This window comes from Clostridium sp. YIM B02555, assembly GCF_022320955.1.
GTDB classification, from domain to species: Bacteria; Bacillota; Clostridia; order Clostridiales; family Clostridiaceae; genus Clostridium; species Clostridium saccharoperbutylacetonicum.
The window spans coordinates 89,569-103,518 of sequence record NZ_JAKJJY010000005.1; the positions used below are offsets into that span (position 1 = coordinate 89,569).

14 protein-coding genes and 1 other RNA gene are annotated in these 13,950 nt (G+C 28.5%); 5 read left to right on the forward strand and 10 right to left on the reverse strand.

The window, feature by feature from the left end:
- Window positions 1–65 precede the first annotated feature (65 nt).
- Window positions 66–560 carry a hypothetical protein gene (locus L3B98_RS09630; protein ID WP_238916456.1) on the forward strand — a complete coding sequence of 165 codons (495 nt, stop codon included), beginning with the start codon at window positions 66–68 and terminating at the stop codon, window positions 558–560.
- A gap of 319 nt (window positions 561–879) precedes the next feature.
- Here the strand turns inward: L3B98_RS09630 and L3B98_RS09635 are convergent, their stop codons facing one another.
- A complete protein-coding gene (locus tag L3B98_RS09635) occupies window positions 880–1,899 on the reverse strand; it encodes a pyruvate kinase (RefSeq protein ID WP_238916457.1) in 1,020 nt (339 codons plus the stop codon).
- A 156-nt stretch (window positions 1,900–2,055) separates the two neighbouring features.
- On the opposite strand from L3B98_RS09635, the gene L3B98_RS09640 reads away from it, so the two are divergent.
- Window positions 2,056–2,538: a DUF4883 family protein gene (locus L3B98_RS09640; protein ID WP_238916458.1), complete on the forward strand. Its 483-nt coding sequence runs from the start codon at window positions 2,056–2,058 to the stop codon at window positions 2,536–2,538.
- A gap of 267 nt (window positions 2,539–2,805) precedes the next feature.
- Here L3B98_RS09640 and L3B98_RS09645 read toward each other — a convergent pair whose 3' ends face one another.
- A complete protein-coding gene (locus L3B98_RS09645) occupies window positions 2,806–5,946 on the reverse strand; it encodes an N-acetylmuramoyl-L-alanine amidase family protein (RefSeq protein WP_238916459.1) in 3,141 nt (1,046 codons plus the stop codon).
- Between the two features lie 369 nt (window positions 5,947–6,315).
- On the opposite strand from L3B98_RS09645, the gene L3B98_RS09650 reads away from it, so the two are divergent.
- The gene (locus tag L3B98_RS09650; protein ID WP_077365378.1) at window positions 6,316–7,161 is read left to right on the forward strand and encodes a PHP domain-containing protein; all 846 of its coding nucleotides are present in this window, start codon (window positions 6,316–6,318) and stop codon (window positions 7,159–7,161) included.
- Window positions 7,162–7,252: 91 nt separating this feature from the next.
- Here L3B98_RS09650 and hprK read toward each other — a convergent pair whose 3' ends face one another.
- The gene (hprK, locus tag L3B98_RS09655; protein WP_015394468.1) at window positions 7,253–8,158 is read right to left on the reverse strand and encodes an HPr(Ser) kinase/phosphatase; all 906 of its coding nucleotides are present in this window, start codon (window positions 8,156–8,158) and stop codon (window positions 7,253–7,255) included.
- Window positions 8,159–8,163: 5 nt separating this feature from the next.
- Window positions 8,164–8,361, reverse strand: a complete 198-nt coding sequence (locus tag L3B98_RS09660) for a DUF896 domain-containing protein (RefSeq protein WP_015394469.1) — start codon at window positions 8,359–8,361, stop codon at window positions 8,164–8,166.
- A gap of 307 nt (window positions 8,362–8,668) precedes the next feature.
- Here L3B98_RS09660 and L3B98_RS09665 point away from each other — a divergent pair, with 307 nt between their 5' ends.
- Window positions 8,669–8,881: a hypothetical protein gene (locus L3B98_RS09665; RefSeq protein WP_015394470.1), complete on the forward strand. Its 213-nt coding sequence runs from the start codon at window positions 8,669–8,671 to the stop codon at window positions 8,879–8,881.
- A gap of 172 nt (window positions 8,882–9,053) precedes the next feature.
- On the opposite strand, the gene ssrS is transcribed toward L3B98_RS09665, so the two are convergent.
- The 4 genes from ssrS to L3B98_RS09685 all read right to left on the reverse strand — a co-directional run bounded on the left by ssrS (window position 9,054) and on the right by L3B98_RS09685 (window position 10,769).
- A non-coding RNA gene (ssrS, locus tag L3B98_RS09670) (6S RNA) lies at window positions 9,054–9,243 on the reverse strand.
- Window positions 9,244–9,298: 55 nt separating this feature from the next.
- Window positions 9,299–9,697 carry a hypothetical protein gene (locus tag L3B98_RS09675; RefSeq protein ID WP_015394471.1) on the reverse strand — a complete coding sequence of 133 codons (399 nt, stop codon included), beginning with the start codon at window positions 9,695–9,697 and terminating at the stop codon, window positions 9,299–9,301.
- Between the two features lie 21 nt (window positions 9,698–9,718).
- The gene (locus L3B98_RS09680) at window positions 9,719–9,964 is read right to left on the reverse strand and encodes a DUF1292 domain-containing protein (RefSeq protein WP_015394472.1); all 246 of its coding nucleotides are present in this window, start codon (window positions 9,962–9,964) and stop codon (window positions 9,719–9,721) included.
- A gap of 253 nt (window positions 9,965–10,217) precedes the next feature.
- Complete coding sequence (locus tag L3B98_RS09685; RefSeq protein ID WP_015394473.1) at window positions 10,218–10,769, reverse strand: hypothetical protein; 552 nt, start codon at window positions 10,767–10,769, stop codon at window positions 10,218–10,220.
- Window positions 10,770–11,009: 240 nt separating this feature from the next.
- Here L3B98_RS09685 and L3B98_RS09690 point away from each other — a divergent pair, with 240 nt between their 5' ends.
- The gene (locus L3B98_RS09690) at window positions 11,010–11,813 is read left to right on the forward strand and encodes an MBL fold metallo-hydrolase (protein WP_238916460.1); all 804 of its coding nucleotides are present in this window, start codon (window positions 11,010–11,012) and stop codon (window positions 11,811–11,813) included.
- Window positions 11,814–11,878: 65 nt separating this feature from the next.
- On the opposite strand, the gene L3B98_RS09695 is transcribed toward L3B98_RS09690, so the two are convergent.
- Window positions 11,879–13,087 (reverse strand): NADP-dependent isocitrate dehydrogenase, encoded by a 1,209-nt coding sequence (locus tag L3B98_RS09695; protein WP_238916461.1) that lies wholly within the window; start codon window positions 13,085–13,087, stop codon window positions 11,879–11,881.
- A 361-nt stretch (window positions 13,088–13,448) separates the two neighbouring features.
- Window positions 13,449–13,595: a DUF3237 domain-containing protein gene (locus L3B98_RS09700; protein WP_238916462.1), complete on the reverse strand. Its 147-nt coding sequence runs from the start codon at window positions 13,593–13,595 to the stop codon at window positions 13,449–13,451.
- Between the last annotated feature and the right edge of the window lie 355 nt (window positions 13,596–13,950).

Below are 13,950 nucleotides of genomic sequence, written 5' to 3' on the forward strand. Positions count from 1 at the left end.
CTATATTTAGAAGATAATTTTCAATATATATACAGGATTAAATTTATATAAAGAGGTGAGGTTAGATGAAGTCAAAACAAATTGCTGAAAATGGATTAACTGTAGCATTAACCCTTGTAATACTTTATGCTACTTCAATTCTTCCCATAAGTACTTTATCAATATTAACAGTTGCTTCTTGTTTAATACCAATTTCCATAATAAGAACATCCATTAGAAACACCATTTTAGTATATCTTGCTTCAAGTATCATCAGTTTCTTTTTGGTTCCAACAAATATAGCTTTATATTATGCATTATTTTTTGGAGTTTATGGAATAATAAAATACTTTGCTGAAAAAATAAAAAATAGGCCTTTGGAAATAGCATTAAAATTATTAGGATTCAATATTCTCCTCCTAATAATATATTGGGTTACAATTAACTTTTTAGGACTTCCTACCGTTAATTATCCTTTGTATTTGCTATGGGCACTGGCACAAATTGTTTTCTTAATTTATGATTATGCATTAACTATTATAATAAGTTTTTATTTAAACAGAATACATAAACATATTTAAAAAGCAGGCAATGACCACTATTGTTCATTGCCTGCTTTTTTGTTAATTTATTTGTTGCACTTATTGATTTCTTAATTGTGCTTTGCACTCTTTTTATTGGTGCGCGCTTTTTCTAAGGTGCGTTGGTTACTTAAATTTATGATCTTGGTTGCAGCATAGCTGCTTTTTCTATGTGGGATTGTTTATTTAAATTATTGATCTTAATTGCGCTTAATAAGTTCCTAATTGTGCTTCGCACTCTTTTTATTAGTGCGCGCTTTTTCTAAGGTGCGTTGGTTACTTAAATTTATGATCTTGATTGCAGCATAGCTGCTTTTTTCTAAGGTGTGTATTTTTTTATCAAATCAGTCAAGAACTGTACTGTTTTTATTGGTGCTTTTCCTATTGAGGTTTCTCCTGCTAGGAGGAAGCCTGTAACTCCACATTTTATAAAATTATATATACTTTCAACTTCTGTAATTGATGGCATCTTTCCATTTTTCATACTGTTGAGGAGATGGGTACCTATAATAATATCCTTTCCTTTATTTTTAGCTACTTCCTTTATTATTTTTTCTTCATATATTGGAGTATCTTCTATTGATGTCTCTGGAATTAAATCACCTCTTCCAATTACTACTCCATCAACTTCTTTCACAATATTTTCAATATTATTCACACCGTTTAAAGTTTCTATTTTTGCCCATATTCTAGGCTTAAATTCACTTTTTATATTGCTTATAAATATTTTCATTTCTTCTATGTCTTCTTTTCTTTCAACAAATGATTGGCATATTGTATCTATCTTGTTTTCTATTCCCCATTCTATTGCATTCTTATCTTTTTCATTTAAAGAAAAATTTTCTCTTTCCAAATTTTTAATATTACAACCTTTTCCACTTCTTATAATTCCACCTTTTATCGTAACTGCTCTAATAAATTCATGTTTTTTTCCAATTATGCTAAAAGACATAGTATTATCTTTAATACCAATTTGATCATACTCATTTTGATTTAAAATTTTATTTTCTACATTCAAAGGAATTACTTTCTTTTTCATCTTACTAATATTATGCTTTATTTGATCATATATATCTTCTCCACAAAAATATACTTCTTCTTCATTATAAATTTTGTATATATATTCAAACTTACTAGATACCCTTACTTTTGTTCCTGACAGATCTAATACTATTTCTATATCATTTTTTATGTCCTTTGCCATTTCTAAAAATTCTAAAAACTCTGCTTCGCTGCCATGAATATAGTTAAATCTTAAAATATTAACCCCACTGTCAATTATTCCTTTAAGAATAATTCTATCTTTTACATTTGGCCCTACCGTCCCTATGATGTACATACTTTCCTCCAAATTAGCACTACTTTTATTCTTATTATAGAAGCCTATTATTTAGCACTTATTTTCATTTTATTTTACAGGTGCTACATATAAGTTCTAAAAAACTGTTTTAAGAATAAACTTATTTTGTGTACAAGTATTTTAGGAGGTTTTTATGTGAAAAAGATTAGTTCTATTTTTATTATTTTATTGTTGTCATTAACGCTAACAGGCTGTGATTTTCAAAATCCTAGATACATAAATTTTTCTATGAAACCTAGTAACCATTATTATATTGATAAAATTAAAAATAGAATTTTAAATAATTATAAATATAAGCTTTATGTATTTGATACCAATTTATATAAAGAATTTCAAATTCCTGATGAAGAGGACAATATAGTAGAAGATCTTATTTCTTCCATAAATAGTGATGCATATACAGATGAAACAATTACTTCAAAGGAGCCTTTTAAACTAACAATAATTTTTGATAATGGTGAAAAATACCTAATAAAAGTTTTTAATTCTTCTATAATCTCTGTAGCTCCTTGGGATGGATTTTATAAGGAAGATGTTATATCAATTAAGGACTTGCCTTTAAAATATAATCTTTTTGATTTTTGCAATCATATATTAAATAATCCTATATCTAAATAAAATCAAACTATATTAATCTTTGTCTAAATTAGTATGATTTTTTAGACCTAAAAAATTTAACTTCCAAACCTATATAGCTTATTTAAATAATATAAAGGTAATTCTTGATAAGATGATATAAAAAAGGCTATAAACATTAATTTCTAATATTTATAGCCATAAAACTTTTAAATACTTTAAATTCTATATTACTTTCAAAATTACAGAATTACTGTTGCAGGTACTTTATAAGAGGTACTTATATTTAAATACCTCTTCATTTTCACTTCATATTAATGCTCCATCGCTTCCTAAATTATATCCATCTACTGATGTATTTGCTGCCATAGAACCATCTAACTTAAGATAATACCACTTATTTTCATTTTTTAGCCATCCTGTAGCCATATATCCATTTTCTTTTAGGAAATACCACTTACCATTATCCTTTTTCCAACCAGTTTGCATTTTTCCATCTACTGGGGATAAATATGTCCAGTTTGTATTGTCTTTTTGCCAGCCAGTTAATAAATTTCCTGTCTTATCTAGCAGATACCAGCTGTTTTCAACCTTTGACCAACCTTCTGACGCGACATCTGCAGCTGCAATTTTATCTTTCACTGCAATATAAGTTGCATTTGCATCTGTTGGTAAAGTCATTGTATTATTTACTTTATCTATTTTAACTTTATCTGTTACTTTTACATATTTATTTAGTTGTGGTACAAATTTATAAACTTCTGCAACTTCTCCAATAGCTGTATCTAATTTAATAGTTTCTAATGGACTAGACTTCTCAACTGCTATTACTAAACCTGTATTTTTACCGTTATTAGTCAAAGCCGTTAAAGATAATTTATTTCCATCTGAAGTTTGTACTTCCTTAGAGGTGCCAACTTGTGTTCCTTCTCCTAAAATTGAACTTAATTTAGATATTACTTGTTTTTCTATCTCTTTATTAGCCAAAGCACTGCCACTTTGTCCAACAGTTGAATCTGCTTCAGTTGTTTTTGCAATATCTGTTTTTGAGTTTACAGCTGTACCATAATCATTAGTTACATGATTATGGTGATGCCCACCAGATGAATTATTACTTATCACTGGTTCATTAACTGGATCCATATAATTAGGCCAAATTATTTTACCAGTATCATCTCTGTCAATTGTTTTTGGCATTTCAACACTTTTAAAGTAATCTTTTGTAATCTCTGTACCGCCCTTATTTATTGATTTTACTCCATCGCAGAAGTAGTTGTTATCACTAAGGACCATATCTGGAATATTATCTTGTTCTCCTGCCACGGTTCTAAATGAAATATCATTTTTCAAATCATAATCCAAAACTGCACCAGTATAGTAATCTAGTCCATAATTAGCATGCTTATTGTCTACTGAAGTAGAATTTTCTACAACAGCTGCCGGATTACTATTTCCAGTAATACCTACCGCATTATTATTAAAGGATAACGAATTTTTCAAAGTATGTTTGATAGATATTCCTTCTCCACCTAGTTTGAACCCATTACCATCACCTTTAGTAACTGTACCATCTGTAAGAGTCCCATTTCCATATGCTATACAATTTTCTATAGTGACTGCTCCGATTTTTCCATTTTCAAGCTTTGAGTATAAATCCCAGCCATCATCGCAGTTATTATGAGAAACACATCCTCTAAACACATTACCATATCCACAAGAAATTTTAGCTGCAAATCCATCAGCATTGTTCATAGCTGCATCCATATTATCATAAGATTCACAATTTAAAATAAGATTGTTGTTTGGCCAATTAGCTATTTTATCATTAATGTCTCCACTTATTTGTAAGCCTGAATCTCCATTTTTATAAGTCTTTACATTTTCCACTAAATTATTACTTCCTGAAATAGTAATTCCATGTTGTTTATCCAAAGTGTTAGTAACGTCTATTCCATATATCCTCCAATAATTTGCATAGGTTGTGAGTCCTCCAGATTTTTTACCAAAATCAAATATTGGTCTTTGTCCATCATAAGCTGTAAGAGTCTTCATTTTATCTTTAGTTCCACTATTAGTATTATCTATTACGATTGGACTTGTAAGATTGTATACACCACCTTTGACCTTTATTGTTTGTCCTGCATTAGTATATTTAATTGCTGAATATATGTCTAATGGACTATCTTCAGTTCCTTTCCCGGCATCTGTTCCATTAGGTGAAACATAAACCTCACCATTTTCAACCCCATAAGTTTTCATGTTTACTGTTTGAGTTTTGTCAATAACTGCTGCTCCTGATTGACTAGGTGTATATTTTATATCAAAAATATTATCTCCATTTCCTAAAACAGAAGGAATCTTTAAAGGTACACTATTTTTAATTTCACCATCATATAATATCCTTCCACCAAGTTTAACGTTAACATTCCCATCAATATTAGATTTTAATGTTAAATCATAATTTGATGTTCCAGAAGTAGCTGAAGAGGTTACACTTATCGCTGGTGTTATTACTATAGGCGGCTCTTTCACTCCTTCAGGATCAGTAGCTACATTTGACTCTCTCAAATCTATATTTGAAACTGTTATTGAAGCTACACGAGCTGCAAAGAATCCAAGGTAAATCCTATTACCATCTAAAACTTCTAATTGCTTTGGTCTGTAATAAGTAACCTCTTCTCCATCATTTACCGAAGCAATATATCCAGTATTAGTCTTTTTTAGTTTTAATTTATAAGTTGCAGTACCATCATTTGCAGGACGATTCCCAAATTTATGGCATCCTTCCATTACTATTGGCTCACTAAAATCTTTAGTTACCCCATTTCTAAATACAGATTGAACAAGCCCATTATATCCTCCTACCAAGCACATATTTGATGGAGATATTGATGAATCATTTTCTGTTCCTATAGTATCTCTTGCCATTATTCCAAAACCTGCTTGATTATCAGGTTTTGCTTTTTCAAAAAAGTTTACTTTTACATCTGCTGAAAGTTCAAAATTCTGAGATGGATCTATTACAGTATAATAATAAGACATTCCATCTTGCGATCCAGTAACTTTACCTCCTGTAGCCTTACCATCTTTACTTCCTGCTATCAATGTAACTGTATTATTAGCACTATCTACACTTATAGTATTATTTTGTATTGAAGTTGTGGTCCCAAATCTAGTAGATTTCCATTCAACCTGCTCAGCTATATTTCCAATTGATACTGCTGCTCCAGTTGTTCTAACTGCTGGTCCTGTTGTTCCCCCTATACTATTTTCAATTGATGATAAAGTGACTTTTGTGGTACTGTCACTTGCCGATAATAAAGTATTTTCATTAATATTTTTAGTTGCAGACTCTCCAAAATTTTCTCCATTTACCGCAGCAGAAATAACTGATACTTGTGATGTAGCTACTGCTGTAGAAATCAATATTGATAAAACCTTTTTTTTCATTTACTAGCTCCCCTTTTCTGTTAACGTTAACAAATAAATGTTAACGTGTTCATTTCTAAAATATACTTCACTAATCCAAAATCGTTTTCATCTATATATTACTATTCATAATTTATTTATGCAATAGTATTTTCTAATTTTTTCATTATTTTCCATAACAATAATTAATATGGAAAATAAAAAGCATATTATTTAATATATATATTTAATTCAAATTAATAATATGATATTATCTTGTTTATAGATGTCTAAAAAGCAACTCTATTAACAATAACAACTTGCTCATAGCAAATTAATAAAAAGGTATAATTTCAAACTTGTTTATTTATACTTATTATAAAAAATTAAATACATTAGGGAGTGATTTATGTGGTTAAAGTAGACTTTCATGTTCATACTAACTCTTCAGATGGAATTCTTTCTCCCTCGGAGGTTGTTAAGAGAGCTTACAAAAATAACGTTAAATATTTATCCATAACCGATCATGATACAGTAAGTGGCTTAAGTGAAGCTATTGATGAAAGCCTTAAGTATAATATTACTTTAATTCCTGGAATTGAACTATCAACTCAGCATAATAATGAAAGTGTGCATATTTTAGGTTTCTTTAAGGATAACAATTTCAGAAATGATAATCTTATAAAAGAATTAGCTAAAATAACTAACCATAGGGTAGTTAGGGCAAAAAAAATGATTAGTAAACTTAAAGAAGAATTTAATATAGAAATTAATTTCGAAAAAATTTCCAAAGAAACTAATGATACTATTGCAAGACCACATATTGCTAGAGAAATAGTAAAATCTGGCTACCCTTACACCCATAATGAAATATTTGATAATTTTATTGGTAAAGGCTGCAAAGCTTATGTACCGACCTTAAAATTATCAACTATAGATGGTTTAAAGCTATTAAAAGACTATAATGCCACAGTGTTTTTAGCTCACCCAAAACTAATTAAGAACACTAAGATAGAAGAGTTTCTTTCAATGGATTTTGATGGTATAGAAGCAATATATTTTCAAAATACTCCTGAAGAAAATCAAAAATTTATAAAAATAGCAAAGGATAATAATCTTCTTGTTTCTTGTGGTTCTGATTTCCATGGAGATTTAAAAAATGATGATCGACACGGTGATATCGGCTCAATTGAATTGCCTTTTGAATATTTATCAAAACTTCTTAATACCTTAGACATAGAATTTACCTATTCATAAAATTTCACTTTTGATTATCTACATAAAAATAAAGTGTACTCTAGAAGAAATGATTCATTTTATTGAACAATCTTCTAGAATACACTTTTCTTTAATTAATATCATTCATTCTACTCTCAATTACATCAACTGGTGTAACTTTTGACATTAAAGCATGTCTATAATTTACTGCTGCTGCTTCAATAATTACAGCAATATTTCTTCCTGGCCTAATTGGAACTGTTAACTTTTTCACGTTTATACCTAATATATTCATGTATTCATTATCTATTCCTAATCTGTCATAGTCATTATCATCTTTCCAGTGTTCAAAATGCATAATTAATCTAATTTCTTTTTCCTGAACAACTGAACTTAATCCATATAAAGTTGTAACATCTATAATACCAAGCCCTCTAACTTCAAGCATTCCAACTGTAATACTAGGTGATCTTCCTATTAATTGACCATCAATTTCCTTTATGTCAACAGCATCATCTGTAACAAGTCTATGTCCTCTTTTTATTAATTCTAATGCAGTTTCACTTTTACCAATTCCACTTTCTCCAGTAATTAATATCCCTATACCAGAGACATCAACCAATACCCCATGTAGTCTTGTTTCAGGTGCAAGTTTATCAGCTAGATATACTGTGGTTTTACTTATAAAATGCGTACTTACTAGGTTGCTTCTAACAAACCAGATATTATGTTTTTGAGCTTCTTTTATAAATTCCGGATGTGGTTCAAGCCCTCTGGTTATAATTAAACAATTTATATCAAAACTAAAATACTTTTTAACTCTCTTTTTTCTAAGCTCAATCTGCATGTCATCTAAAAAGCTCCACTCAGCTTTTCCTATAACTTGTATTCTTTCTGGAGCAAAATAATTATAAAAACCAGCAAGTTGAAGTCCTGGTCTATTTATATCATTAACGGATATCTCAACATCTTCTTTACCTTCGACTAATACTTCCAAATTCAAATCATCTACTAGTTTTTTTACTAAAACACCCATTCATACTACCCCTTTGTACTTTTTTTAGGTTCTATTTGATCCAACTGCGCTCTAAAATTTCTTTTAACATTATCTATGTATCTTTTTCTAAGTTTCTGTTGCAATTCCTTTTCTTCATCAGTAAGTCCTCTCTCCTGACTAAGCTTGTATAATAAATTTATCTTCTCTACAACTTCCTCTATTTTAGCGTTTTCAATATCCATTTATATTGTCATCCTTTCTACTTATATATCAATAATTTTACCATTTAAATTAATATAATCAATATGAAATAATTCGACATAAAATAAAACATAATAAAATACCTGTCGAACGTTTTAAATGTAAAATATATACATTTCTGTTATCATATGGTGTATTTTCTTTAGAAATATTTGTTTTCTCATACATTCTTCCAATATCTTGCTGCTTGTTGTCATTAATTGTTATATGAAATATTTTTACAAATTCTTCTTTGTTGTTTATAATTATTATATATTAAAAACCAGCTATGGTGAAAGAGGTGTAATTATGAGGACTTGGTTTATTTCTAAATTAAAATATAATGTTATGATTAGGACACATCTACTTAATCTATTATTATTGTTTTTTTCTCCAAGGAATAAATTTATAATTGCTTTATCTCAAAATTTGGACAAATACATTGTTTTATATCAAGAAGAATTACTTTCTTTACATCATAAGCAACATAATTCCAAAGCTGTTGATGAGATTGCAGCTTAGTCATTCTTAATATACAAATTTGTTACTCCTTTATTTGAAAATAACAGTATATTATAATATATAATTAATTATAAAATATTAAAGGTTTCTGAATTAAAATCAAAAATCACATATAAATAATTGATTTTGTCAATACAAAAACACCTCATTACTGAGGTGTTAAATCCAATTAATAGTTCCCAACATGCCGTTCACTTATATATTCAAATCCTGCGCCTCGCAGGTGGGTTAAACTCAATTCACTCCTGCCTTCTACTGCCACATTTGTGATAAAAGAAGCCTGACATTTATGAATATGTTGTAAATCCCGATAATGTCATGTAGGTTGAATATCATAAGCTTTGCGCACATCTCAGGAATTCTATGTCTTTATTATATCATAAAACACCATATTTTCAATAGTATTTTATGGGATTTTTACTTATGGTAATCGTTTAAAACATCTTCCATTTCTTCATCTGTTAGTTCATCTGAAAAGACTGCAATAAATTTATAATACCCATTCTCTACGTTTTCCATTCCAAATTCTTTGTACTTACCTTCTATCTCTAATTCATCAGATATTTCATCTATAATTGATTCAACATTATCTACAGCAATATCTCTTAAATATGGAATGTAGCATTCATTATACCATTCGTCAGTTTCAGGTTCAAAATCACTTTCTTCAGTTGAATAAGCTTTTGCAGCACTTATTTCTTCATTATCAAAATCATAATAAAATTTTATTATTACATAATTACTTTTTTGCTTTATCTCCTCTACATCAGCTAAGTCATTATCTTCTAAATATTCTATTATTTCAGAACTCTTCATAAAATCCGTGCCCCCTTAAACTTAATATAATAATTTTTTATATTCTTTTTTAATTTCTTCAAATTCCTTGTCATCTTCAACAAGATTTAATTCTTCATTTCCTTCTTCATTTATGTCTATTCTAAAAGCAAACATATCATCACTTTCTTCATCAACTGGTGATAATAATAAATAGCCTTGTTCTTCTAAATATATTTTTGCTATAGCTTCAAAATCTACCTTGTTTCCATCTTCATCTCTAAAGGACATTATTTCTTTTTCTTCCAAATTGTTCACCTCATCTTAATATTTGCTTACAACCATGCAGTTGCAAACTCAATAATTTTGTTAAACTTTTATTCGTTAACTTTCAAATTATTATATCCTTATTATATGATATTTCATACTTTTGTCTATAGATTTTAATAATTTTCTATAAGTTTTACTACTATGCTGCAAAAAGCTCAATGCATTTTAAAATTATACATTGAGCTTTAAAATCTAAAAATATTCTACTATTTATTATATAAAAAATTCCTTACTATACTGAACTATATTGATGTTTGCTTTTAAAATCCCCAAAAACATTGTAAATACTTTTCTTACTAGCCTTTGCAACTGCTTTAACTATTGCATAAGCTATGATACTATCTGCTGTATGATGTATTATTGCTCCAACAACTGTTGTTATCAAAGATATATAAACAGCTGGTCCAAATCCTACAAATGGAATTGTTACTAGAGCTTCTAATATTCCATGAATAGGTGCTGTTACAGCTACTGCTTTAACATAACTTTTATATTTTAAAATCATCATTGCCCCAACATATCCAACAATAATATGTGTTGCAGCTCTTGCAACTACAGGTAAAGGTAATCCAGCCATTAAAAAGCCAATAGTTGAACCTATTCCAACTACAACTGCCACAAATGGTGATATTAACATTGATAACATCATTGGTACATGCGCTGCTAAAGTTGCTGTATAATATGGTGGAATAACTATTCTTAAGATTCCAAATTGAATAGGAATTATAATTGCCAGTGCTGTAAGCAATCCTGCATATACCATTTGCCTAATTTTATTATTCATTTATTATTTCCTCCTCTTGTTTTTGCTGTATATACACTAGTATATAACATGTACACTCATAAGTAAATGCTCTATTTAAATAATCTTGAGACACATTTTTGCACAATAAATAACTTTTTCTTTTCTAACCATAAACTTGTTTTTATTTCATATAACTTTTATAATAAAACTTAGCATGACTATACATGACCTTTACTTATATTATCTTTAAAATTCTTATATTTATTCAAGGAGATTACAATGGAAAAAATATATATACTCGGAACAGGATCAGCCATGGTTACAAAATGTTATAATACTTGCTTTACTTTATCAAAGGATGATGAACATTTTCTAGTCGATGCTGGTGGAGGAAATACTATTTTAACTAATTTAGAAAAATCAAATATATCCATTACACAAATACATAACATGTTTATATCTCATAATCATAATGATCATATTCTTGGCAGTGTTTGGGTAATTCGTGCAGTCGCACAAAGTATATTAAACGAAAAATATATTGGAAATTTAAATATTTATTGTCATGATGAATCTATAACTGCAATAAAATCAATTTGCTCTTTTGTTTTACAAAAGAAATTTTTGAAATTATTCGATTCTAGAATCATTTTTAATGAGATTAATGATGGTTATAAGCTAACTATATTGGACAGAGAAACTACTTTCTTCAACATTCATAGCACCAAGGATTTGCAACATGGTTTTAAAACCATACTAAGTAATGGTAAAACACTAACTTTTTTAGGAGATGAGCCCTATAGAGAAACTGTAAAAAATTATTGTGAAAGTGTTGATTACTTATTTCATGAAGCCTTTTGCCTTTATTCTCAAAAAGATATCTTTAAACCTTATGAAAAGCATCATGCTACGGCAAAAGACGCATGTAAAAATGCTAAAGATTTGAATGTTAAAAATGTTATTTTATATCATACAGAAGATAAAAATTTAGACAATAGAAAAGAACTTTACATTAATGAAGGGCTTAAGGAATTTGATGGGAATATATTTATGCCTAATGATTTAGATATCATAGAATTATAGAAAAAAAGAATGTGCACTTCAGTAAACCTTTTGTGTACATTCTTTATATTACTTTTATATTATTCTTAAAGCATTTCTGTTAATGTAGCTCTAATTGCTTTTATAAAATCAAATGTGTTTAAAGTTTGAATATTATTATGTTCTGCAAGTACTGACAAGTCCCCTGTCATTTTCCCATCTTCAATAGTTTTTATCGAAGCTTTTTCTAACTTATCCGCAAATTCCACCAATTCTAAATTATTATCAAGTTCTCCCCTTTTTCTTAATGCTCCAGACCATGAAAATATTGTTGCTACAGAATTAGTTGATGTTTCCTTACCATTTAAATGACTATAATATTGATCCTGCACTGTTCCATGCGCTGCTTCAAATTCATAATTTCCATCTGGCGAAACTAATACTGAAGACATCATTGCGATTGAACCAAACGCAGCTGCTACCATATCACTCATTACATCCCCATCATAATTTTTACAAGCCCAAATAACTCCACCTTCACATTTCATTATATTAGCTACTGCCGCATCTATTAAATTATAAATATATTTAATCCCAGCTTCTTCAAATTTTATTTTATATTCATTATCAAATAATTTTTGAAAAATTTCTTTAAAGGTAGTATCATATTTCTTTAATATTGTATCTTTGCTTGAGAACCATAGATCTTGCTTAACATCTAATGCAAAATTAAAACAACTTCTTGCAAAATTTTCTATAGAATCGTTTAAATTATGCATTCCCATGACAACACCAGCTTCTGAAAAGTTGTGTATTAATTCTCTCTTTTCTTCACCCTTTTCAGACGTAACTACAAGTTCACATTTGCTTTTCGCTTCTACTATCATTTCTTTAGATTTATAAATATCCCCATATGCATGTCTTACTATTGTAATTGGCTTCTTCCATGATCTAACATATGGCTTTACGCAATTAACAATGATTGGAACTCTAAAAACAGTTCCCCCTAGTATTGATCTAATAGTACCATTAGGACTTTTCCACATTTCTTTTAAATTATACTCTTCCATTCTTGCTACATTTGCTGTAATAGTAGCACATTTTACCCCAACTTTGTGTTTCTTAATAGCTTCTGCAGAATCTATAGTAACTTGATCACAAGTTTCATTTCTGTGCACCAAACCAAGATCATAGTATTCTGTTTTCAAATCAATAAATGGTTCTAATAATTCCTTTTTAATTTCGCCCCAAACAATTCTTGTCATTTCGTCTCCATCCATTTCAACTATTGGATTAGACATTTTTATTTTTTGCATGTTTTTGCCCCCTTGTATTGCTTATATCCACTTTAATTAGATAATAACATTATACATCACCATTATATTTTTTTCAACTTTTTTGCATGATTATTCAATATAACTTGCAAAATTTTAAACTTTTCCTATATTTTCATAACACAAGAGTTGTTTACAAGCAATTTAATGCAACAGCTTTATATTTGCAATTCAATTTTCTCTTTCCCGAACAAAAGTTTTTAACTCTGCATTTATATAATATAAATTGTTAACCTTTTAGATTTTATCGAACTTCCAAATCTATAATATATATAAATAAAAAAATCTGAAAGATATAATGCAGATTCTTTTCTACATTAATCTTACAGAGTAAGATAGTATATTAAAATTTTAATTTTTCTCCTTCGAAGCTACCTCCACTAATCATAATTGCACGTAGATACCCAAAATCATTTTCTCCAACCTCAAGCCTTTCAGGACAATCTACTTTTAATTCTATAATTAATTCTGCATCTAATTTAGTAATCATATTTTAACCTTCTTTCTTAATTGAAATAATATTATAATCTCCTCTAAATAAACTTTTATGGTATAGTGTTTTAATTAAAAATCACTATACCATAAAGTAATGATTTGATAATGGACTAATCTTTCCTCATATCCTAAAGGCCTCATATTTATTATAATATTATCCAATTTCAAAACACTTGTTTCGTCTTCAAAACACTTGTACAAAAAAAAATATAATGTTTTAGATTAAAAATTCATCTTATACTTTTATAATCAATTTTTACGCATGACTTTATGCTTGCATTGACAAACTTCTTACTATATTCCATAAAATTAAATAACAAAAATACACACTTTGGCATAAATATTGCTTT